Source organism: Drancourtella sp. An57, assembly GCF_002161525.1.
Classification (GTDB): domain Bacteria; phylum Bacillota; class Clostridia; order Lachnospirales; family Lachnospiraceae; genus Sellimonas; species Sellimonas catena.
The window spans coordinates 196,297-218,228 of sequence record NZ_NFHY01000001.1; the positions used below are offsets into that span (position 1 = coordinate 196,297).

Consider the following 21,932-nt stretch of genomic DNA (forward strand, 5'->3'; position numbering starts at 1 on the left):
ATACAATTATTGTCGATTATCTTTAATGTTTGAAATCATCCTCTTTCAGAATAATTCTGTCAGTTTCATCTGTGCTCTTTCCGAATACCCTCTTCATCAGATGTTTTACATTCGCTTTCTGGGAATGGGCAATCGCGTCATCCATGATCTCCTTCACTTCAGCTACTGTCACAAAGTGGTCTTCTTTCTGAAGTACATCGATACGGCTGTAAAGAGCAAGAATTCCCATTTCATCAATCCGGTATCCGTTTTCTTTTGCATATGTCTGGCCGAACGTAACAAGCTCATCATTGATAAAGATCGGAAGTTCCACACGGGAAGTAAATTTTCTGCGGAAGTCCGGATACTCAGAAAGCATTTTCTCCATCGGACGTCTCTCATCTTCCAGAATAAACAGCATCTCTCCGGTCTGCTCTTCCATTAATCCTGTCAATTCATCAATGGTTTTATCATTCATTTTACTTGCTTTTTCAATAATCAGCGCACCACCGCTGAGCTTCTGGATAATACTGATCAGGTTCTTCTTATTCAGTGCGTCTCCGGTGATAATCGCAACCTTGCCCTGCTTCATCCTGCGCTGCTTCTGAATCGCTTTTACAATATCAACCGCAAGTACAGTCTTACCGGATCCTTTGTGTCCGATTACAAGAATATTTCCTGTTCTGGAAGTTCCATACCGCTTTCTGCAGTTTCTGTCCTGCTCGAGAACATCGACAAGCTGCTCACTCATTCCACGGATCGGCACAAAATAGGAGAACAGTTTTTTCTGCTCCTCTGTCAAACCAAGCTTCAGACCGATTTCACTTGTTGCGCTCAAGTCATATCTTCCCTGAACAATAAATCCTGTATCAAAGGAAGATCCACCGGAAGATCTGGAGTCTTCGTCTTCATCCGGTTCCTCGATTTCCAGAACCTCTTCTTTTTCCGGCTCCTGTTCCGCCGCTTCCTCTTCTTCCTGATCTGACTCTTCTACCTCTTCTTCATAGTCAGAATCATCCTCTTCAAAATCGGATTCTTCGTCCTCATACTCCTCTTCCATGGACTCCTCTTCAGCGTACTCGTCCTCGTCGTACTCCTCTTCAGCGTACTCGTCCTCGTCATACTCTTCTTCGGCGTATTCGTCCTCGTCGTACTCTTCTTCGGCGTACTCGTCCTCGTCATACTCCTCTTCGGCGTACTCGTCCTCGTCGTACTCCTCTTCAGCATACTCGTCCTCGTCATACTCCTCTTCGGCGTACTCGTCCTCGTCATACTCCTCTTCGGCGTACTCGTCCTCATCGTACTCCTCTTCAGCATACTCGTCCTCGTCATACTCCTCTTCGGTGTACTCTTCTTCGGCGTACTCGTCCTCAGGACTTTCTTCTTCGACAGATTCATCCGGTTCTGTTTCAGTTTCTGTCTCTTCTTCTGTCTGATCTTTCATCGACTCGGAAAGTCTTGCAAGAGACTCTGTCGTGCCGCCGACAGCCTCTTCTCTTTCTTTTTCTTCCGCTTCCATCTCGCTGAGAAGTCTTTGAATATCTTCTGAAAGTATCGTCGCTGTGTCCTTGGAAACTGTTTCCTGCTTTGCTTTTTCTTCCTCTGCTTTTGCCTCTGCTTCGCGCCGTTTTTCTTCAATCACGGCTGCATTTTTCCTTTGTCTTTCTTCCCATTGACGAAGGATCTCTTCTATTTTCATCTGGCCTGTTTCGTACACGTCTCCCTCTCCTTTTTCGAACATCTGCTTCACTTCTGTTATCGTCTTATTTCCTCCGACAGCCATTCCAAGCAGAAAGGCTCCTGTCAGCGCTTTTGAAGAATCTGCTTTCAGAATCAGTGTTTCTCTTTTCCCCTGGTCCTGAAGCATCGAAATCACCTGCTCAAAATCTACTGTCTTTTCCGGTTCTCCCTGAACCTCTTTCTGATTTTCCGCCGGAATCTCCTCAACCTTTACCTTCTCTTCTTTTTCCGGCTTCCTTGTCTGTGCTTCTTCCACAGCGGCAGTCAGGTTTCCGGATTCTTCCTCATTCCCCGCTTTTCGATATTTCTTTTGTTGCTGCGGCGTCAGAGGTTTATATTTCATTTTCAGCTCCATCGCCTTTTGTACAAAAGCTCCGTCACTGAACCACAGAATCAGATCGTCACACTCTTCGAGGCACTCGGTTGTCATTCCCGCCTGATCGTAAAGCTCTGCAAGCTCATATGCCCATTTTTCAATATATTCCGCTTTTTTAAATTCTTCCAGCACATGAATCTGTTCCTTAATCGGGGCGTTCTGCGCCTTTAAAATCTTATACTTTAATATGTACTGGTTCGGATCCTTCGGAGCCATACTCACAAATTCGTCATAGCAGTCCAGCGCTTCCTCCGTCTCCCCCAGCCGAAGCGCCAGAGTCCCCAGGCGGTATACAATCTTCCTGCTCCCCGGACTTCTGTCATATGCAATAAAAAGGATCTCTCTGCTCTTTTGATACTCCCCGGTATATTCGTAAATTTCACTTACAGTACAAAGCATTGACGCATTTTTTACTCGCTTCCAGTCGATCGTATCTGCGATCTCCTTTGCCTTGTCGTAGGATCTTGTCTGGACGTACTTCATCATTTGTTCCGTTTTTTCACGATACTCGTATTTATCCAATGTCATTCACCTCATTAATTACTTGCTTTTGCAGCGATTCCTTACCAGCCTTCTATACGCAAGAATGATATATCTTTTCATTTTCTTAGTGTATCATACCAACCTGTCAATGTCAAAAAAATGGGAGTGTTTTTTTCTTAATTATTACAAAACTATTACGCAAAAAAAGTAGCCATTATAACGTTTTTTCTTATAATGGCTACTCTAACTATTCAATTTTTTCATATTCTATATTCTCTTACCGGAGGAATCTTTCTTTTGATCTACCGGTTCCCAAAAGCCTTTTTTATTTTATATTCGATATATAACTCAAAGTCTCTGATTAATTTTCCGCTAATGTAATCTTTGATCTCAGATCTTTTACTTCCTTTTATAATGTATTTAATTTTGTTGACTTTTCGGATCTTCTGCCAATATATCAGATTCATATAACTTAGAGAAACTCTCTTTCTTATTTCAATCTTCTTATGGGTTCTGCTCCTTGGCTTCCTCCCCTGTTACTATCCGCATACTACGTCTTCATTCATCAACTCATATTAAATATAAAATAAATGGTTAATAAAATTTCTGATGGTTATGCGATGTTTCTTTACACATCTTCTAACTCTTTGAACTATTGACTGATGTGGTATCATCCTCAATATGTCTTACAGATCTTTCAATCACAAATTCCAGTTTCTAACAACTCCGATATACTTTGTATACTCAACTATTTACTGGATTGATTTATTGATAAAGGCTTTCATCATGGGAACCTTCATCTGTAACACCACTAACATATTGAGTTTTGAATTCCGTATTGTCCAATGGTAAAAGCCCTCCTTTTCTAAATTTCCAATTCTGAAAGTGAAACAACTTCCAGTTTTCAAGAATCCCTTTCTCGTCAGGTTTCTTTTCTTTTGGATTGATTACACTATAGCATCCCGCCTCCATTTTGTCAACACTTTTCTTTTATATTTTTTATTTTATTTCATTCTTTAATTCTAATTGTTCTTATTGTCTGATTTATTTATATTTTTCATTCATTTATCTATTTTTAATTTCCTCTTCATTTACCGGTCCATCCGTGCTAAACTAAATTAGTATTGTCAATGTAAGATTGTTTTAGAATGGGAAAGGAGAAATACACACTATGGGCGGATTTTTTGGCGTAGCTTCAAAAAATGAATGTGTACTTGATTTATTTTACGGGGTAGATTATCATTCTCACCTCGGAACACGAAGAGGCGGTATGGCAACTCACGGAGAGAATGGATTCAGCCGCGCAATCCATAATATTGAAAATTCCCCGTTTCGTACCAAATTTGACAAAGATCTGGAGGAGCTGAAGGGAAATCTGGGTATTGGCTGTATTTCCGACTTCGAACCGCAGCCTCTGCTGATCCAGTCACATCTTGGCAGCTTTGCTATCACTACAGTCGGCAAGATCAATAATCTTGATTCACTTTTGAACATGATTTATAATGATGGACATTCTCATTTTCAGGAGATGAGCACCGGGCAGATTAATGCCACAGAACTGGTTGCTTCCCTGATCTGCAAAAAGGATTCGATTGTAGAAGGAATCCGTTATGTACAGTCGATCGTGGACGGTTCCATGACTCTGCTTGTCATGACTCCGGAAGGTATCTATGCGGCACGTGACCGTTACGGACGCACTCCGGTTGTCGTTGGAAAGAAAGATGATGCATACTGTGTTTCTTTTGAGAGTTTCGCATATATCAATCTCGGATATACCGATTATAAGGAACTGGGACCTGGTGAGATCGTCTATGTAACACCTGAAAGCGTGGAAACAGTCGGACAGCCTTTTGAAAAAATGAAGATCTGTTCCTTCCTCTGGGTTTATTATGGATACCCTACTTCTTCCTATGAGGGAGTCAATGTAGAGGAGATGCGCTACAAATGCGGAAGCCTTCTTGCAAAAAGAGATGCCGGAACCGTTACTCCTGACATCGTTGCAGGCGTCCCGGATTCCGGAGTGGCACATGCCATCGGTTACGCAAATGAATCCGGTATCCCATATGCCCGCCCGTTCATTAAATATACACCTACCTGGCCGCGTTCTTTCATGCCGACCACTCAGAGTCAGAGAAATCTGATCGCCCGCATGAAATTGATTCCGGTGCAGGCTTTAATCGAAGACAGAAAGCTGCTTCTGATCGATGATTCCATTGTCCGTGGAACACAGCTGCGTGAGACTACCGAATTCCTTTATCAGAGCGGTGCCAAGGAAGTGCATGTACGCCCTGCATGTCCTCCGTTGTTATATGGATGTAAGTATCTGAACTTCTCAAGATCCAAATCCGAACTGGATCTGATTACACGCCGGATTATCCGCGACTGGGAAGGAGATGCTTCCCCGGAAATCCTGGCTGAATACGCAGACCCGAACAGTGACCGGTACCAGAAGATGCTGGATGAAATCTGCCGTCAGCAGAATTTCACCTCTCTTCGTTACCACCGTCTGGATGACCTGATCGAATCCATCGGAATCGACTCCTGTAAGCTCTGTACGTACTGCTTCAACGGAGAAGAATAAAGTAAAAATGAACCCCGTCCGGCTCCCGGACGGGGTTTTCTGCTGCTTACCAGCCTCTATAATAATTGATGAGACATCCTTTCATAATGATTTCACGTTCTGTATCTGTCAGCGCGCCAAGATGAAGCGTGATTTCTTTCAGGCCGCCGTCCACAACATAGGCTTTCACTTCTTCTGCTTTGCCTTCAATCACTTTGCGGATTTCCGGAACAAAGATATAGTCGCCGTTTTTAAACGGAAGGGCTTTGTGGTCTTCCTTTGTAATAAATGGAAGCATTCCCCAGTTGATCAGGTTGGAGCGGTAACGCTTCGTCGCATATTCGCTTGCGATGTTCGCCCATCCTCCAAGCACCTTCTGGCATGATGCCGCCTGTTCTCTTGCAGATCCGTCTCCCGGCTTCACTGCAAAGATCGTGCTTCCGATACCAAGGTTTCCTTCTCCCACATTCTGGAACTGTTCTCTCACTTTCGCCATCACAGGTTTGAGTTCTTCCAGTACTTCCAGCGGACAAGTGTGTGCCTCGATTGCTTTCTGGGCCTTCTGCACCTCTTTTGCACGCCCGACATATGCCGGATCCTTTCTGGAAAGCGCAAACTCCGCAAGTCCAAGCGGATTGGACCGGTAAGAGGAAGTCTCTCCTGACGGAATCAGCTCATCTGTCGTCGTTACCGGATCATGGATCTCTGAAACAACCTTTAACAATAAGTTTTCCGGAAGCGCCGGCATCTGCGGCCAGTCCTTGATGTTTGGACCAAACTGGATCGCTGCGTCCGGATCTGCTTTTCCGTGGCTGTCAAAGACACGATTCGCATAAATGGAGGCATCAAAATGATAGGTCGGATTTTTATATTCCACATCGAGATCGGTCGCCGGTGTCAGATATCCTTTATTGGCGGCTGTTGCTGCAATGGATCTTGCATCCATCAGCGCCACAGAGGAAATCTGACCGTTCTGAAGCTTGGATCCTTCTCTGTTCGGGAAGTTTCTTGTCGTATGACGGATACTGAACGCATTATTTGCCGGAGTATCCCCCGCGCCAAAGCAAGGTCCGCAGAATGCTGTCTTAACAACCGTTCCTGCCGCAAGGAGATCTGCGACAGCACCGTTTTTCACCAGTTCCATATAAATCGGAGTACTTGCCGGATACACACTGAATGTAAAGGCATCGGAGCCGATGTTCTTCCCGCGGATAATGTCCGCCGCGGCACAGATATTCTCAAATCCGCCTCCGGCACATCCTGCAATGATTCCCTGCTCCACGTAGAGTTTTCCGTTTCGTATTTTATCCTGCAGTGAATATTCCACCGCATTGTCAAGGCTTACCTTTGCTTTTTCTTCCACATCATGAAGAATATCCTTTAAGTTTGCATTAACTTCTTCGATCGTGTAGGCGTTGCTCGGATGAAACGGCATTGCGATCATCGGGCGGATGCTTCCAAGGTCTACATAGACCATTCCGTCATAGTAAGCGGCTTCTCCAGGATTCAGCTCTTTATAGTCTCCACTTCTTCCGTGGATCTCATAGAACTCCCGGATGGTGTCATCCGTCTTCCAGATCGAAGAGAGGCAGGTCGTCTCTGTCGTCATAACATCAATGCCGATACGGAAATCCGCACTCAGCTTTTCAACGCCAGGTCCCACAAACTCCATCACTTTATTATTCACATAACCGTTCTGGAACACCGCTTTGATAATCGCCAGAGCAACATCCTGCGGGCCGACTCCTTTAACCGGCTCTCCGTCCAGATAAACTGCAATCACTTCCGGCATCCGGATATCATATGTCTTGCTGAGAAGCTGCTTTACAAGCTCCGGTCCGCCTTCCCCTACTGCCATTGTTCCAAGAGCGCCGTATCGGGTATGACTGTCAGATCCCAGGATCATCTGACCGCCTCCGGCAAGCATTTCTCTCGCATACTGGTGGATGACAGCCTGATGAGGCGGTACATAGACGCCGCCGTATTTTTTTGCACAGGTCAGTCCAAACATATGGTCATCCTCATTGATCGTGCCGCCTACAGCACAGAGGCTGTTGTGGCAGTTGGTAAGCACGTACGGAATCGGGAACCGCTCAAGTCCGGACGCTCTTGCTGTCTGGATGATTCCGACAAACGTAATGTCATGTGACGTCAGTTTGTCAAACTTGATATTCAGATTTTTCATATTTCCTGAAACATTGTGGGCTTTCAGAATTTCATAGGCGATCGTCTGCGCCGCCGCCTCTTCTTTTGTAACCACACGTCCCGTCTTTGCTTTCAGCGCCTCGGCAGCTTCCGGTCCGTCTTCTATGATATCTTTACCATTCAGTAAGTAGACTCCATTTTTAAATAACTTTATCATACAGGCAAGTACCTCCTTCATTTTGTACTTTTCTCATTTTAGCACATTAAAATAACAGAGACAAGCTGTAATACCTGTCTCTGTGTTTTCCCTGTTTATAAACTTTATTGATTCATAAATTTCATATGCTCTGATACCATCATCGCGATTTTAAATGTCAGAGCGTCCTCAAACACTCGCACATCCAGACCTGTCAGCTTCTGAATCTTTTCCAGCCGGTACACAAGCGTATTTCTGTGGATATAGAGCTGTCTGGCCGTCTCGGAGATATTCAGATTGTTTTCGAAGAATTTGTAAACCGTGGAAAGTGTTTCTTCCTCAAACTCGGATACATCCCTGTCCCCGAAAACCTCTTTCAAAAACATCTCGCACAGAGAGAGCGGAAGCTGATGGATCAGCCGTCCTATTCCCAGTTCGTTATAAGCAAGAATATTCCTGTCCGGATAGAAAATCCGCCCCACATCCAGTGCCATGCCGGCCTCTTTGTAGGATTTTGATACATCCTTCAACTCGTGGATCATCGTACCGTAAGACACCCGGATATTAACCATTGCCTCAGCAGATACCGTATCCGCGATGCTCTTGGCGCTTTCAAACACTTCCCGGTATCCATCTGTCTCTTCCAGCGCCTTGACAAGAATCACACTTCCCTCATCCACCGCAGTTACAAAATCTTTCATGCCGGACGCGTACATTCCTTTCATCGTTTCAAGAAGCATCTGATTATCTTTGGCCCTGGCCTCTACAAGATAGACCACTCTCTTCTGATCGTTTTCGATATGAAGCTTCTTTGCCTGGTTGTAAACATCCACAAGAAGCATATTATCAAGAAGAAGATTCTGAAGAAAACGGTTCTTGTCAATCTTTTCTTTATAGGCACGTATCAGCCCCTCCATCTGTTTAACGCCGAGGCGCCCTACAATTTCCGCCTTTTCTCCGCTCATGTTTTCTATATTTAATATGTAAGCAGGTTTCTCCTCATCACACACAAGGAAGAGGGCGTATCCTGTGCGGATCTCTTCGAGTCCCTGAAAGATCTCTTCTTTTTTTATCTCTTCGAGAAATGCCTGAATCCTCTCGCCCGCATTCATACTCTCTGTCCCTGCCTGTACAATGCGATGTCCGTCCATTGCCCACACAGAACAGGAACCCCCTGCTATATTTTCTATTTCTGATATTGTTCTTTGCAGTACCTGATTTGACAACATGATGTTTTCCTCCATTCATTGGAATAATTATATCAAAAAAAGTGGAAAAGTAAATGAGGATTATTAAGATTTGTTGAATGTTTTCTTACTGTTCGCGAAATCATATTGACTTTTCAGGGCGGTTCTTTATGATACTGGTAAAGCACTACAGGAGGGAAAAGTTATGAACATTTTATACGAAATCAATCAGACAGCCGTCCGTTTTCCGGACCGCGCTGCAATGATATCCGGTGAAGAACGTTTACGCTACGGAGATCTCTGGAAATATTCTGATCTTCTTGCCGCGGCTCTTCAAAGGCTCTGTAAAAATGACAGGACTCCGATTCCTGTCTACGGACATAAAAGCCCGCTGATGCTCATCTGCTTTCTTGCATGTGTAAAATCAGGAAGAGGATACTGTCCGGTCGATGTTTCTGTACCATGGTCCCGTACCATGCAGATCATCGAAAGCATTCAGCCGCCTTTTGTACTGGCCTGCGAAGATCCGGAGGACAGTTCCAGTACCGTTTCCTTTATCAGGAAAGAAGAAATTCAACATCTGATGCAGGAAGAATATCCGGAGGAGCAATTACAATTGTCCCCGGTTTCCGGCGAAGATCTTTTTTATATGATTTTCACTTCCGGAAGTACCGGAAGCCCGAAAGGCGTTCAGATCACTTCTGACTGTCTGAATCATTATCTGGAGTGGTCTGTCGGCCTTGGTACCTCAAAAAAAGATAAAGAAGGACACATCTTTTTAAACCAGGCACCGTTTTCTTTTGATCTTTCAGTCATGGATCTGTACACGTGCCTGGCCTGCGGCGGAACATTGTATCCTCTTACAAAATCGCAGCAGTCCGATTTTCGTCTCCTTCTTCCGGCACTGGCCGCATCCCGGGCCTCCGTGTGGGTTTCTACGCCGTCTTTCGCAGATATGTGCCTTCGGGATCCGAATTTTGACAGTTCACTGCTTCCGCAGATCAGCCTGTTTTTATTCTGCGGAGAAACGCTGACAAACCGGACCGCACAAAAGCTGGCCGGACGGTTTCCGGATGCTGTCATCATGAATACATATGGGCCGACAGAATCCACGGTAGCAGTGACGGAAGTTCAGGTCACACCGGAACTTACAGAAACGGAAATTCCGCTTCCTGTCGGGCGTCCAAAACCGGGAACATGGATTGAAATCCATTCCCCGGAAGGGGCACGTCTGACCGATGGAGAAAGGGGCGAGATTGTTATTCTCGGAAACACGGTCAGTCCGGGATATTTCCGGCGGCCGGACCTCTCAGAACCTGTCTTTTTCACCGTCTCCAAAAGCGGAAATACAGTCCGCGGATACCGGACAGGAGATGAGGGTTATATAAAGGATGGCATGCTTTACTACTGCGGACGCATTGATCTTCAGATCAAACTGCATGGATACCGGATTGAACTCGGAGATATCGAAAGCAATCTTTTGAAGCTTCCCGGTATTAAAAACGCTGCCGCTGTCGCGAATATGCGGGATGGAAAAGCAAAAAGTATTACCGCTTTCCTTGTCAAGGAAGATGTCCCGGAAGATGAGTTTGCAGAATCACTGCGCATCAGGCAGGATTTGAAAGAATATCTTCCGGATTACATGATTCCCAAAAAAGTGGTCTTCCTTGACCAGCTCCCGATGACGGCCAACGGAAAAGCTGACCGGAAAGCTCTGGGAGGGATGCTTTCATGAGTTTTTTTGACAATTATCAGTTTTTCTGTGTCCTTATTCTCATTCTTCTTCCGGCATTACTGCTCGGTATTCTGGAGCAGCCGCTGAAATGGTACTCTACTGCCGCAACCATTTTATTTACCGCTCTGGCCTTTTTTTCAAAACCGGAGCAGGCAGCTTACCTGATTCTGTTTTTTATAATCGAACTGACTGTTGTAAAAGGGTACATGGCCTTGCGTGTTTCCAGAGACCGGAATGTCCGGGTGTACAGGCTGGCACTGTTTTTGAGTATTCTGCCGTTGATTCTCAGTAAACTGGCCGGACTGTGGGGAGAATCCATCTTTGCGTTCCTTGGAATTTCCTATCTGACATTCCGGTGTGCCCAGATCATTATCGAGACCTATGACGGATTGATTACCGAAATGTCTGTCTTTGATTTTACAGCCTTCGTGCTGTTCTTTCCGTCTCTTAGTTCAGGTCCTATCGACCGGAGCCGGCGGTTTCTGGAGGACCTGAACAGTATCCGGCCCCGCAGAGAGTACCTGGCGCTTGCCGGAGAAGGCATATTTAAAATTCTGCTTGGACTGATTTACAAGCTGATTCTTGCCTCTGTGTTCTTTAAAGGCATGGGAATGGTTGACGGTGCCCGCACATGGTACTATGTGATTTTCTATGCGTACTGCTATGGATTTTACCTGTTTTTCGACTTTGCCGGGTACAGTCTGATGGCAGTCGGCACCAGCTATCTTCTTGGCATCCGGACTCCGGACAATTTCCGGCGGCCGTTTCAAAGTATTGACATTCAGGAGTTCTGGGACCGCTGGCATATTACACTGTCCCACTGGTTCCGGGATTTTCTCTTTTCCCGGTTTATGATTCAGTCGATCCGGAAAAAGCGTTTTAAAAACAGGCTCAATGCAGCCTGTGCAGGTTTTCTTGTCAACATGCTTGTCATGGGTCTGTGGCACGGCGTGACGCCATCCTATATCCTGTACGGATTTTATCATGGCGTTCTACTGGCCGCTACAGAATGGTACAAGAAAAAATCAACCTTTTACAAAAATCACCGTCAGAAACGGTGGTACCGTTTCCTGTCGTGGCTGATCACACTTCAGCTCGTAATTTTTGGTTTTTATATCTTTTCGGGCAAGTTTGTATGGCTGCTCGGATTATCATAATTTTGGAGGGAATATACTATGAAAGAAACACTGTTTGAAATTTTGGAAAGAATCTGTGAAGATGATATTGTAAAAAGCAACCCGGACATTGATCTGTTTGAAACTGATCTGATGGATTCGCTTGGATTTGCAGAACTGCTTGCAGATATTGAGGACGAACTCGGTATCCTGATCGCCCCGTCCGAGGTAGACCGCAGTACCTTTAACACACCAAACCGGATCCTTACCTATCTGGAAACAAGGAGTGCATCATGAAACGGTTACTGGCATTTTTCCTTGCCGCTGCCCTTACACTGACTTCGGCAGCCGGGCTGCATATTCTGGCAGAGCGCAGGGTATATGCCGACGGAAATGCATTCGCCTCCTGGTCCGGAGACGGAAAATTTCCGGCCAGGGAAGCTATTTTAAAAAACCTGGATGAAAATACAGTCCTGACATTCGGCTCTTCCGAGTTTCAGTACGGCGTGAAAACACCTTATCATCCGGGAAAGATTTTCAAAGACACAAAATTTCATATGATGCTGATCGGTGCCGGCTACTACCAGTCTCTCAGCCATGCCATCACACTGGCATCGCTGGGAGAACATGCAAAGACAAAGGAAGCGGTTCTTTTCCTTTCCCCGCAGTGGTTCCGGAAGGCAGGTGTACAGCCGGAGGCTTTCACCTCCCGTTTTTCAGAGTCCCATTACATCGCAATGCTCAAAAACAACCATCTGCGCAAAAATGTCAAGGACTACATGATCAAACGCTCCCATGAACTGCTTCGGGTCGATCCTGCTGCCCGGGAACGTGCAGACCTTTATAACCGTGTACTCTACACTCAGGACGCTTCCATGTCCGACCGTGTCAACTACCGGATCTACACGAGGTTCCTGAAAGAAAAAGAACTGCAGACCGCTGTCATGCAGATGGTAAAGGACAATGTTCCAAAAGCATCGTCCAAAGAAAAAACGGATCAGGATCCGGATTTTGCTTCCCTGTTAAAACAGTCCATTAAAGATGGAGAGGCACAGAATCAGGGAAATCCGTTTTATATGGACGACAGTTCCTACAAATGGAAAGTCCGTCCATTCATGAAAAAGAAGAAAAACCAGAGTCTGAATGGAAGTTACAGCACCTCGCCGGAATATGACGATCTCAGATGTTTTCTTGATGTCTGTCAGGATCTTGGAATCCGTCCTCTGCTCGTCATGATGCCGGTTAACGGATACTGGTACGATTATACCGGCTTCCCAAAAGAAGCAAGGGAAGACTACTACCAGAAAATCCGCTCCGTGGCCGCCGAGTACAATGCCTCCATAGCAGATTTCTCCGATCAGGAATACACAAAATACTTCTTCGAAGACGGAGTCCATATAGGTAAGAAAGGATGGGTGATGATCAATGAAAGCATTTACAGATTTTATCAGAAAACTGAAGAAAAATAAATTTGCCGCATTCGCAGGGTGGACGGCTGTATTTTATGCAATGCTCATGATACTCTACCTGTATCTCATGTACGCCAATCTGTCCACCGCACCAAAATTTGTCTACAATATGTTCTAATATTAATTTTTTACCAATTTATAAGGGACGGGTTCCTGCGCACCGGAACACGTCCCCAATGAAATCTTTTTTTATTTAGTGTGTTTCGCCCATTGCTTTCTGCACATCTTCTTTGTTTGTCACTGCGGCTTCGATGCCGTATTCCAGAGCTTTTGCTATCATTTCCAGGGACATAAACGGTGTGCCGTTTGCCTTGTCCACAACCTGTCCGCTTTCAAATGGTACATGTACAAATCCGGCGCGGATTCCAGGATATTTTTTCGCCGCAAGATAAAGCACATTGTACATAATGCAATTGCATACATAGGTTCCTGCTGTATAGGAAATGTGTGCCGGAATTCCATGGGCTCTCATATTTTCCACCATTGCTTTTACCGGAAGTGTGGAAAAGTATGCGGTCTCGCCGTCTTCGCGGATTGGTTCGTCAAATGGCTGTTCTCCGTCGTTATCCGGGATCCTTGCTTCTTTCAGGTTGATCGCAACCCTTTCTACTGTCATACAGGAGCGTCCGCCTGCCTGTCCGACATCCAGTACCATGTCCGGCTCGTATTTTTTAATTGCCTCTTCTACAACCTCTGCACTTCTTGTGAATACGGTCGGAATTTCAATTTTGATAATTTCAGCTCCTGCGATTGTATCCGGAAGCAGTTTCACTGCCTCATATGCCGGATTTACTTTTTCTCCCCCAAATGGATCGAATCCTGTCACTAATACTTTCATTGTACTGACCTCCTTATACCTTAATATACATTTGGTTCCGGCAAGATAATCTTGCCTTCCTGCATCAGCTGCCTGTTGTCCGCATAGATATCCGGTTCCAGGCATACAAGGTCAAAATGCCCTTTGGCATTCTGTACACCTCCAAGGGCAAGATTCCGGCCAAGTCCGATATGGAATGTTCCATAGGCTGACTCGTCCTCGATATAGCAGTCTCCCACACACCGGGAGTACGAATTCAGGCCGATGCCGAATTCACCGCCAATATAGATCCTGCTGTCCTTGTAAGCTTCCATATAGTTTTTCAGACGGATTCCGGTCGGTGTCTCTTCGATTTTTACAATGCGCCCTTCCCGGAATTCAATTCTTGTAACTTCCTCTGCCTTTCCGATGTACCCGAGCGAACCGTCCAGCATCATGATGCCTTCCGTCTTTGTCTCCTCAATGGGCACATAAACTTCGATGCTGGCCGAGGAATATCCTTTGCCGTCTTTGACCACACCGTTGAAAAACCCCGGATTTCTGCCCTTTTTCCCCATCTGCAGGTCGGTACCCGCAGGAGTGGTTACGTGAATCCGTGACGAATGACGGAGGTATTTCATAATAACCTCCGCCATCAGCCGGCTTTTCTTTGTATCCATCATGAGGAAATCAAATTCCAGCATGGATTTTCCATTGTTTGTCGAAAGGGGCAGGGACAAAAATTTCTTATGACGGCTGATTGCGCGCTTCGCAGCTTTGGTTGTCACAAGCGAATATTCCGTTGCCGCGATGATCGCAGTGTAAGGATCAAAAATTTCTTCATTTTCGTCAAAAAACACCCCTACATACCGTCCTTTATTCTCTACCAGAAGTGTATTCACCGATCTGGCCCTTTTGACTGCCTGCTTTCTGAGTTCCTGCGCTTCTGCCCTGTACTCTTTGCTTGTCACAATCAAAAGTTTGTCCCAGGGTCTTATTCTTACCCAGTTTTCAATAATAATACGGGCTCCCCGCTCAATGTCACGCATCCCCCTGTGCCGTCCTTATATTACCTATTTAAACATAATCATGTAGCAGATCTGTACTACAAGCATGATTGCTGCTACAACAACCTGATTCTTAATAACACCCCAGCGGTCTTTCATATTCAGAATAGCCACCGGAACGATGTTGAAGTTCGCAGCCATTGGTGTACAGAGTGTACCACAGTAACCGCATGTCAGAGCAAGCATTCCGATGATAACCGGATCCGCACCGTACGCAAGTACGAATGGTCCGCCGATACCAACGGTAATAACCGTGATAGCCGCGAAAGCATTTCCCATGATCATGGTGAAGAGCACCATTCCGATTGCGAAAATGATGATACCAAGGTTGACATTTCCTTTTGGTACTACATTTTCTACGATACCGGCGATTACTTCGCCGACTCCGGCCTCCGTGAAGATACCGCCCAGAGCTCCAAGGAGCTGAGGAAGCATACACAGAGGTCCCATCATGGACAGAAAACGTTCAGATCCTTCCAGGAATACTTTCGGTTTATTATCCGAAGAGTAGGCTCTCAGAATAATCATGGAGATGATAACACCTACCGTAACACCTACCATGGAGCTTATGTTTGTAAATAACGCGAATAAGAGAGAACATACCGCTACAGTAAGGGCAGGGATGAAGATCTTCATACCGATCTTCTGGTACTGTCCTTTTGTGTATTCTTTTGTCGGGGCATTTGTCTTTCCGACTTTTACACGTTTGAAAATCGGCGGCATACACATTACGATAACAAGCGCTCCGGATACCTTCGCCGGAAGCCATGTTCCGAATGCACAAACAATACCAAATGAACACCAGAATACCGCAGTACCGATTCTGGACGGATTTTCTTTGTCGAGCAGATTTTTGATACCTGCAAAAATTGTAATCAGACCAATGATGATCCACACCGCTTCGCCAAGAACATTGGCAGGGCCGGCACCTATCTGTATAAACTTAAGATCCATGTATCTGTACCCCCTTTATTTCTTCTTCTCCGGTTTCGCCGCACTGGAACCATAGTATTTTTTCATCAGTTTCTTGTCTTTTGTGATGTAGTAGATACTTGCCACAACAAGTGCGATGATCGCAATCGGAAGTTCCGCGATTGCCAGTTCCACAAGTTCTACCTCGTATCCAAGAGACGCCAGTGTCGTCTGTACAAGGATACCGCCGGCACCTCCAACGAAGAGTACCTGGAAGAAGAACCATGTAATATTTTCCATACCGGATGCCATTCCTTTGATATCTTCCATATGTTCCTCATTCGGCTCATGTCCGTGGCTCTCGATGGCACCTTCTGTCATCGGAAGAAGTACCGGACGGATAAATCCGGCAACACCGCCGAATCCTACGTTAAACGCACCAAAGAATCCTCTGAGGATACCATACGCGCATACGAGCCTTCCGGCCGTAGCGCTTTTTACTTTTCTCATCAGATCCGCAGCCGCTTCACGCAGACCGTTCGCCTCCAGTACACCTGTTACAAGCAGGATCATAATAAAAATTGCCATGCTTCGGTTCGCTACAAAGTTTGTTCCAAGTGTTTCAAGAAGTCCGTCAATTCCAAGACCTCCTGCAAGAGCGGTCGTCACTGCCGCTAAAAAGATAATAAGGATGGAATCCAGTTTCAGCGCAAATCCGAGCACTACAATCAGGACACCAATCAGTTTAATATACTCCATAGATTTTCCTCCTTCTTTCTTTTGAGTCTTTTACTTGTATACGATCATCGGCCGACGTCTCCGATATCGTGCAGATATACTGCCGTCTTCACATCTCATGTTGCATTCATGAAGAAGTTCTGCTTCCATCAGCATCTGAATCGTCACCTCATCATGTGCCACATGAGCTCTTGCGCACAGATTCAGATATTCACCCTGCGCAGTCTCATCAGCTACTTCACTTGTATATGATACGGTTGTAATCCACGGGAAGCGGATCGACGGATATTTGTGTGCCGGATCTGCCGCATATGGAATCCAGTAGTTAATCATATTTTTATAGTAGTTGGCCGGGAAAAGCTTCGGCATCCATGCATGTGCATATTTCTCAAACTGAGCGCTCCACTCTTTGTTGAGTGCCGTCATCTCCTCGTCCTCTGCGATCTTGTCCGCAATCACATCTTCCATTTTCTTGTTGACCGGATAGTTATCTTTGTACGCCTCATCCGTCACATACCAGAAATATCCGTAAAGAAGTGATCTTGGAAGCCAGAATCCTTTGTAGGAAGGGGATGTATATCCCGAGAACTGCTGCTCCCATTCATGGCTTGGCACTCCGTGATTGTCCACAATCATATCCGGCGCGTACCGTTCATACAGCCTGCTCAGTCCCATCGCTTCGGAATGTATCGTATCCTGATGGAAGTGTTCGTGGAAGAATTCCTTACCAAGGGCGTTGAATCTTGCCACATGGAACTTCCAGTACGGATGCTCTTTCTGAAGCTCATAATGAATTGCCGCTCCGTCTACATTTTCCATCGGGACAAGGATCAGATTCAGCTTCTCCGGAAGATCCCTGTATGTCTCATCGGTCAGCAGCTTCTTTAACAGAATGAACGATGCGTTCGTGCTGGATACCTCATTTGCATGATGCCTTGCGTTGATAATTTCAGACGGACACTTTGTCAGACGTTTCGTCATGGAAAGATATCCTTCCCGCTCCGGTTTCAGCCAGATCGCATAGAGCTCTCTTCCTGTGTAGGACCTTGCGGTTCTGAATACCTCGATTCCAGGAACATGTTTCAGTTCTTCTATGATCGCCATACACTGTTCATATCCGATCAGCTCTTTCTCATGGAGATCGATGTCCATAATACATTTATCCTTGACCGGCGGCTCCTGTGCCGGAACTGCCGCCTCAATCACGCTGCCGCTTTCTGTAAGGAAACGGACAGCTGAAATATTATACCAGCCTTCGGTAATTTCCAGCACACCCTTCTCCATAAGATCTGCGTAGGCTTTCAGGAATTCATCCGAAACACCTGCCGTCCGGATGTCCACACAAAGTTTTCCGTCTTTTGCGGAAAGTCCGGTTACTTTGAAGGAAACTTCCTCACGCATCCTCTGGCTTACAACTGCCTTGCCGTCTTTTTCAATACACGGCTTTTCTTTCGCTTTTTCAAATACGGTTACCTTGAATACCGGTCTTCCTTCTTTCTGATGAATAGATGGAAGAATCAGTCCCGGCGCGTCCAGCATGACGCCGATATTCTGAACTCCGTAGTTCTTAAAATAGTCGCTTCCGGTAAAATACATATCCTCATGCAGAGCATCCAGCGACGAAATCAGGTCTTCTCTGCATCCTACACGGTAATCCGGTTCGCTGACTGTCACATCCAGAAGAAGCTCCTGGAAAAACGGCTGCTGCTCCGCTGTGACTGTTCCGCCGGTCTTTTCCTCAATATACTGCTTACACTCCGGAAGGACTTTTGCCTGGAACGTATCCCATACTTCCTCCAGATCAGTCCGGATCTTCCTGAAAAGCATCTCCTGCTCATTGATCCACACGCGGATATATCCGGTTGCCGGATGTACCTTGCCCATCTGCGGATATTCATCCAGATACGGGCGTTCCGAACACTGTGCTTTATATGTATTTTCATAGCAGAGCGTCTCATCCTGGTATACTTTGCAAAGGTAGGTAATATCTTCCGCGCCTTCATATGGAAGAAATACAACCGCATCTCTTTCCACTCCCAGTTCTCTTACAAGTACATCTTCAATCGGATACAGCTCCTGCAGATACCGGATCGGCAGATCATACCATTTGTCCGGGTTGTCCGCCTGAAGATTGTGGTAGGATGGTGTCGCCCCGTTTTCATCCAGCCATTCTGTTTCCCCTTCCGGCAGAAACGGCTTGAAATAAATCTCGATTTTGTCCGGTTTCTTTTCCTTTACTGCAGGAATTACGATCTCATCGATCCAAGAAAATCCCTGCTTGTATGCACAGATCAGCTCTGTCCGGACTTCCGCTGCTCCAAAGCTTTTTGCTTTTTCTTCCATCCGTGTTCTCATCCGGCTGCGGACAGTCTGATCTTCACTGACCGCACCCTCTATCCGGATACTGTCTCCGTTTTTAATCAACGGATAAACCTCTTTTTCCAGTATTTCCTCAAACGTCTCTACTTCCCACGGAAGCTCATAGACCTTTTCATATGCTTTCTTTCCTGCTTTATAATTTTCAAAAGTAACATCTGTAAACAGTGCCTTCTGATCTTCACGAAGTTCCGGCGAACCGTATACCGTGCAGCTGCCGCTCTCTTTCTGCTTCAGCATCTGAAGCGCCGCGATCTGTCCATCCCCATTCCGCAGAACCGCGTCATCGCACATATCCATCAGAACATCACGGAATGTTTTCCATCCGCCTGTTCCCGGAAAATTCTCACAAATCAACGAAGAAAGCTCCTCCAGCTCTTTCCCTCTTCCCCTGAGGTAAACCTTCATAACCCCATCGGACTCTTCCATCGTCATTTCCGCCTGGTCTGCTTCTTCCAGAATGATGGCATTTCCGCCGTAACCTTCTTCTGCCTTGATGCCGCCTTCATACCCCGTTGTCTCCATACCGAGACGGAAAGCAATGTTGCAGGCTGCAATCATCATGGATGCATCCGCGTCTTCAGGCAGCTTAATTTTCACATCGAGTCTGTCCGGAAGAAAATCATAATCTTCATCCTTCAGAAACGGTCCTTTTCCAAATATTGTTTCCAGTCCTTTTTCCTTTCGGAAATCCAGGTCAAACATTGGTTCCGGATGCCCTTCTGCCGTTTTATAGCCATCCGGGACTTCCGGCTCTGACAGCTGATACAATGCCTGCAGTTCCTCTTCCGTTTTCGGAGCAGGAATTTCTCCTTTCACTCCCGCAACCGGAAAAGCTGCCGCTTCTGTCTGAAATCCTAACAGAAGGGCCGCTTCCAAAGCAAGCTTTCTCTCTTCAGTTGTCATTTGATTTCGTATCTCTAGTTTCTCCATAGATGTCACCTCCCAAATCCTTTGGAATTCAAATTATAAAAATTATATTAAGAATTTATCACAGTAAAATGCGAAAGTCAACATTCACACAAATATTTTCAAAATTTCCAGCATTTTCTATGTAATTTTTCATAAAATTTGTTTATTTTTTTACAGAAAAAAAGTGAGTATTACCAAAAATACTCACTTTCACTCTACTTTATATTACTGTTGTAATTCCATCAGATCACCCTGTGTTCCAGCCATTTTCCGCTTCTCAGACGTACGGTAAAGACAATGGCCCGCACCGTCCAGTCCGTAAACATTCCAATCCATACCGCAATCGGTCCCATTCCAAAGACTCTTGCCAGAACCATGACAAGGGATACCCTGAAAACCCACATGGAAAGAATGGAGACCACCATGGAAAAACGGACGTCTCCCGCCGCCCGGAACCCGTATGCCGGGATAAACGCCAGCGTCCATACCACCGGTTTGACAATCGTAATGCAGGTCACCATAAAAATACACATCGATGCACTGGCAGGCTCCATCCCGCCGAAATAAGTAATCGGATGCACAAGCGCAAATAAAAGCAGGCAGGAGATTACGACAACAACTTCTCCTATCACGGAAAGTTTTTTCACATAATAAACCGCCTCATCCTTGCGTCCAGCTCCCATGCACTCTCCTACCACAGTCATCAGTCCGATCCCGACTCCGATTGCCATAATCCCGTTCAGATTTTCAATCGTGTTGGTCATTCCCTGCGCCGCAATCGCGGCTGTTCCCATCATGGAGACGGTGGACTGGATGGCAAGCTTTCCGAACTGGAACATGCTGTTTTCAATCCCGGAGGGTATGCCGATCTTCAGAATTCTTTTAATCTGTCCCCAGTCCGGCCGGATCGAAAAGTACTGTTTCAGGTGAATCTCCCAGACCGGCTTCCGCAGCTCATAAAGAACGGCAATCATGGCAAACGCTCTTGCAAGCATCGTTGCGCAGGCGGAACCCCCTACTCCCAGGTGAAAGCCCCAGACGAACAGCAGATTTAAAACAACATTTAAAACATTGGCAAGGACAGATATCTGCATCGGAAGCCGGCTGTTTTCCTGCGCCCTCAGAATGGACGCACCGTCATCATAAAGAGCAATAAACGGGAACGCCACCGCCGAAAACAGGAAATAGATTTTGGCGTTATCCATAACCTCTTTTTCGACTTCCCCGAAAATCAGCTGAAGAACCGGTTCATGAAAAATAATACAGACTACAGCCATAATCAGCGAAAGGAAGAAGGTGACGAACACAAGCTGGCCTGCCGCCTCATTTGCCTTTTCCACGTCTTTGCTCCCAAGATACTGCGAACAGATCACGGTACCCCCGGCCGCAAGGGCAAAAAAGGCTTCCACAATCAGTATGTTGATCGCGTCCACAAGGGATACCGCTGATATGGCCGCGGATCCAATGTTGCTGACAATAAGCGTATCAACAGTTCCCATAAACGAATTCAGCAGCTGATCCAGCGCAAGCGGAATCAAAAGCGCCGCCAGCTGTCTGTTTGTAAATAAATGCTTTTTTCTCTGTTCCTTCATAATAATAAGTAGTCCCCCGCTCTTTTCTTTTACCAGTTTATCACAAGAAAGTATTCCGGGCAAGAAACCCTTTTTCTCCGGCAGACAAAAAAGCATGCCGCAGAATCTCTCCCGGCATGCTTTTTGGTTTTTCTTATATTTTCTTTCTGGATGTAACCCGAAGTCTGGACATGGCCCTTGCAAGCGCCATCTGGTTGGCGTTATATTCTTCCAGGCTTTTCTTCTGGCGGAGCTGCTCTTCTGCCCGTTCTTTCGCCTCTTCGGCACGGCGGATATCGATCTCCTCCGGGCGCTCTACGGTCAGGGCGAATACCTTGACACGGTTGTTGAACACTTCAATAAATCCGGCGCTCACTGCAACAGTTGTCTTATTGCCCTCCGGGTCTACAAATACCATCTCTCCCGGCACAATTGCCGCGATCATGTCCTCATGGTGCGGCAATACCTGCATTTCTCCGTCTTCCACCGGAAAGGTAATGCTCTGACCTCTTCCGACATAAAACTGACGGTTGCTTGCATAGATTTCCAGTCCGAATGTATTATGCTGGCCCATA

Annotated in this window: 16 protein-coding genes; 5 read left to right on the top strand and 11 right to left on the bottom strand. The window is 46.0% G+C overall.

What is annotated here, in order from left to right:
* Positions 1 to 22: 22 nt before the first annotated feature.
* Together B5G11_RS01040 and B5G11_RS16235 are read right to left on the bottom strand one after the other, a co-directional pair.
* Positions 23 to 2,623, bottom strand: a complete 2,601-nt coding sequence (locus B5G11_RS01040; protein ID WP_242958833.1) for a hypothetical protein — start codon at positions 2,621 to 2,623, stop codon at positions 23 to 25.
* A gap of 720 nt (positions 2,624 to 3,343) precedes the next feature.
* Positions 3,344 to 3,550, bottom strand: a complete 207-nt coding sequence (locus tag B5G11_RS16235) for a hypothetical protein (RefSeq protein ID WP_087251861.1) — start codon at positions 3,548 to 3,550, stop codon at positions 3,344 to 3,346.
* Positions 3,551 to 3,749: 199 nt separating this feature from the next.
* Between B5G11_RS16235 and B5G11_RS01050 the strand changes: the two genes are divergently transcribed.
* Positions 3,750 to 5,159 (top strand): amidophosphoribosyltransferase, encoded by a 1,410-nt coding sequence (locus tag B5G11_RS01050; protein WP_087166597.1) that lies wholly within the window; start codon positions 3,750 to 3,752, stop codon positions 5,157 to 5,159.
* A gap of 46 nt (positions 5,160 to 5,205) precedes the next feature.
* Here B5G11_RS01050 and B5G11_RS01055 read toward each other — a convergent pair whose 3' ends face one another.
* A complete protein-coding gene (locus tag B5G11_RS01055) occupies positions 5,206 to 7,500 on the bottom strand; it encodes a hydratase (protein WP_087251862.1) in 2,295 nt (764 codons plus the stop codon).
* 104 nt (positions 7,501 to 7,604) lie between these two features.
* Complete coding sequence (locus tag B5G11_RS01060) at positions 7,605 to 8,708, bottom strand: helix-turn-helix domain-containing protein (RefSeq protein WP_087166595.1); 1,104 nt, start codon at positions 8,706 to 8,708, stop codon at positions 7,605 to 7,607.
* 163 nt (positions 8,709 to 8,871) lie between these two features.
* On the opposite strand from B5G11_RS01060, the gene dltA reads away from it, so the two are divergent.
* From dltA to dltD, 4 genes are read left to right on the top strand one after another with little or no spacing between them, the layout of a single operon-like run.
* A complete protein-coding gene (gene dltA, locus B5G11_RS01065; protein WP_087251863.1) occupies positions 8,872 to 10,401 on the top strand; it encodes a D-alanine--poly(phosphoribitol) ligase subunit DltA in 1,530 nt (509 codons plus the stop codon).
* A complete protein-coding gene (gene dltB, locus B5G11_RS01070; RefSeq protein WP_087251864.1) occupies positions 10,398 to 11,558 on the top strand; it encodes a D-alanyl-lipoteichoic acid biosynthesis protein DltB in 1,161 nt (386 codons plus the stop codon). Before dltA ends, dltB begins: the two co-directional genes overlap by 4 nt.
* 18 nt (positions 11,559 to 11,576) lie before the next feature.
* Positions 11,577 to 11,813, top strand: coding sequence for a D-alanine--poly(phosphoribitol) ligase subunit DltC (dltC, locus tag B5G11_RS01075; protein ID WP_087166592.1), 237 nt, complete (start codon positions 11,577 to 11,579; stop codon positions 11,811 to 11,813).
* Positions 11,810 to 12,985, top strand: coding sequence for a D-alanyl-lipoteichoic acid biosynthesis protein DltD (gene dltD, locus B5G11_RS01080; protein WP_087251865.1), 1,176 nt, complete (start codon positions 11,810 to 11,812; stop codon positions 12,983 to 12,985). Before dltC ends, dltD begins: the two co-directional genes overlap by 4 nt.
* 193 nt (positions 12,986 to 13,178) lie before the next feature.
* On the opposite strand, the gene pcp is transcribed toward dltD, so the two are convergent.
* The 7 genes from pcp to atpC all read right to left on the bottom strand — a co-directional run bounded on the left by pcp (position 13,179) and on the right by atpC (position 21,931).
* Positions 13,179 to 13,823 (bottom strand): pyroglutamyl-peptidase I, encoded by a 645-nt coding sequence (gene pcp, locus B5G11_RS01085; RefSeq protein ID WP_087166590.1) that lies wholly within the window; start codon positions 13,821 to 13,823, stop codon positions 13,179 to 13,181.
* A 20-nt stretch (positions 13,824 to 13,843) separates the two neighbouring features.
* Positions 13,844 to 14,830, bottom strand: a complete 987-nt coding sequence (locus tag B5G11_RS01090; protein ID WP_087251866.1) for a peptidase — start codon at positions 14,828 to 14,830, stop codon at positions 13,844 to 13,846.
* A gap of 24 nt (positions 14,831 to 14,854) precedes the next feature.
* On the bottom strand, positions 14,855 to 15,802 hold the full coding sequence (locus B5G11_RS01095) for a DUF979 domain-containing protein (RefSeq protein WP_087166588.1): 948 nt from the start codon (positions 15,800 to 15,802) through the stop codon (positions 14,855 to 14,857).
* A gap of 15 nt (positions 15,803 to 15,817) precedes the next feature.
* Positions 15,818 to 16,519 carry a DUF969 domain-containing protein gene (locus B5G11_RS01100; RefSeq protein ID WP_087166587.1) on the bottom strand — a complete coding sequence of 234 codons (702 nt, stop codon included), beginning with the start codon at positions 16,517 to 16,519 and terminating at the stop codon, positions 15,818 to 15,820.
* 30 nt (positions 16,520 to 16,549) lie between these two features.
* A complete protein-coding gene (locus tag B5G11_RS01105) occupies positions 16,550 to 19,807 on the bottom strand; it encodes a M14 family metallopeptidase (RefSeq protein ID WP_242958836.1) in 3,258 nt (1,085 codons plus the stop codon).
* A 221-nt stretch (positions 19,808 to 20,028) separates the two neighbouring features.
* Entirely contained in the window at positions 20,029 to 21,378 is a 1,350-nt protein-coding gene (locus tag B5G11_RS01110; protein WP_087251921.1) for an MATE family efflux transporter, read from the bottom strand.
* A 133-nt stretch (positions 21,379 to 21,511) separates the two neighbouring features.
* Positions 21,512 to 21,931: an ATP synthase F1 subunit epsilon gene (gene atpC, locus B5G11_RS01115; protein WP_087166585.1), complete on the bottom strand. Its 420-nt coding sequence runs from the start codon at positions 21,929 to 21,931 to the stop codon at positions 21,512 to 21,514.
* Position 21,932: the final 1 nt, after the last annotated feature.

Coding starts and splice junctions, on each gene's coding strand:
- B5G11_RS01040 (WP_242958833.1), bottom strand. CDS start 2,623: ATGACATTGGATAAATACGAGTATCGTGAAAAAACGGAACAAATGATG.
- B5G11_RS16235 (WP_087251861.1), bottom strand. CDS start 3,550: ATGGAGGCGGGATGCTATAGTGTAATCAATCCAAAAGAAAAGAAACCT.
- B5G11_RS01050 (WP_087166597.1), top strand. CDS start 3,750: ATGGGCGGATTTTTTGGCGTAGCTTCAAAAAATGAATGTGTACTTGAT.
- B5G11_RS01055 (WP_087251862.1), bottom strand. CDS start 7,500: ATGATAAAGTTATTTAAAAATGGAGTCTACTTACTGAATGGTAAAGAT.
- B5G11_RS01060 (WP_087166595.1), bottom strand. CDS start 8,708: ATGTTGTCAAATCAGGTACTGCAAAGAACAATATCAGAAATAGAAAAT.
- dltA (WP_087251863.1), top strand. CDS start 8,872: ATGAACATTTTATACGAAATCAATCAGACAGCCGTCCGTTTTCCGGAC.
- dltB (WP_087251864.1), top strand. CDS start 10,398: ATGAGTTTTTTTGACAATTATCAGTTTTTCTGTGTCCTTATTCTCATT.
- dltC (WP_087166592.1), top strand. CDS start 11,577: ATGAAAGAAACACTGTTTGAAATTTTGGAAAGAATCTGTGAAGATGAT.
- dltD (WP_087251865.1), top strand. CDS start 11,810: ATGAAACGGTTACTGGCATTTTTCCTTGCCGCTGCCCTTACACTGACT.
- pcp (WP_087166590.1), bottom strand. CDS start 13,823: ATGAAAGTATTAGTGACAGGATTCGATCCATTTGGGGGAGAAAAAGTA.
- B5G11_RS01090 (WP_087251866.1), bottom strand. CDS start 14,830: ATGCGTGACATTGAGCGGGGAGCCCGTATTATTATTGAAAACTGGGTA.
- B5G11_RS01095 (WP_087166588.1), bottom strand. CDS start 15,802: ATGGATCTTAAGTTTATACAGATAGGTGCCGGCCCTGCCAATGTTCTT.
- B5G11_RS01100 (WP_087166587.1), bottom strand. CDS start 16,519: ATGGAGTATATTAAACTGATTGGTGTCCTGATTGTAGTGCTCGGATTT.
- B5G11_RS01105 (WP_242958836.1), bottom strand. CDS start 19,807: ATGGAGAAACTAGAGATACGAAATCAAATGACAACTGAAGAGAGAAAG.
- B5G11_RS01110 (WP_087251921.1), bottom strand. CDS start 21,378: ATGAAGGAACAGAGAAAAAAGCATTTATTTACAAACAGACAGCTGGCG.
- atpC (WP_087166585.1), bottom strand. CDS start 21,931: ATGGGCCAGCATAATACATTCGGACTGGAAATCTATGCAAGCAACCGT.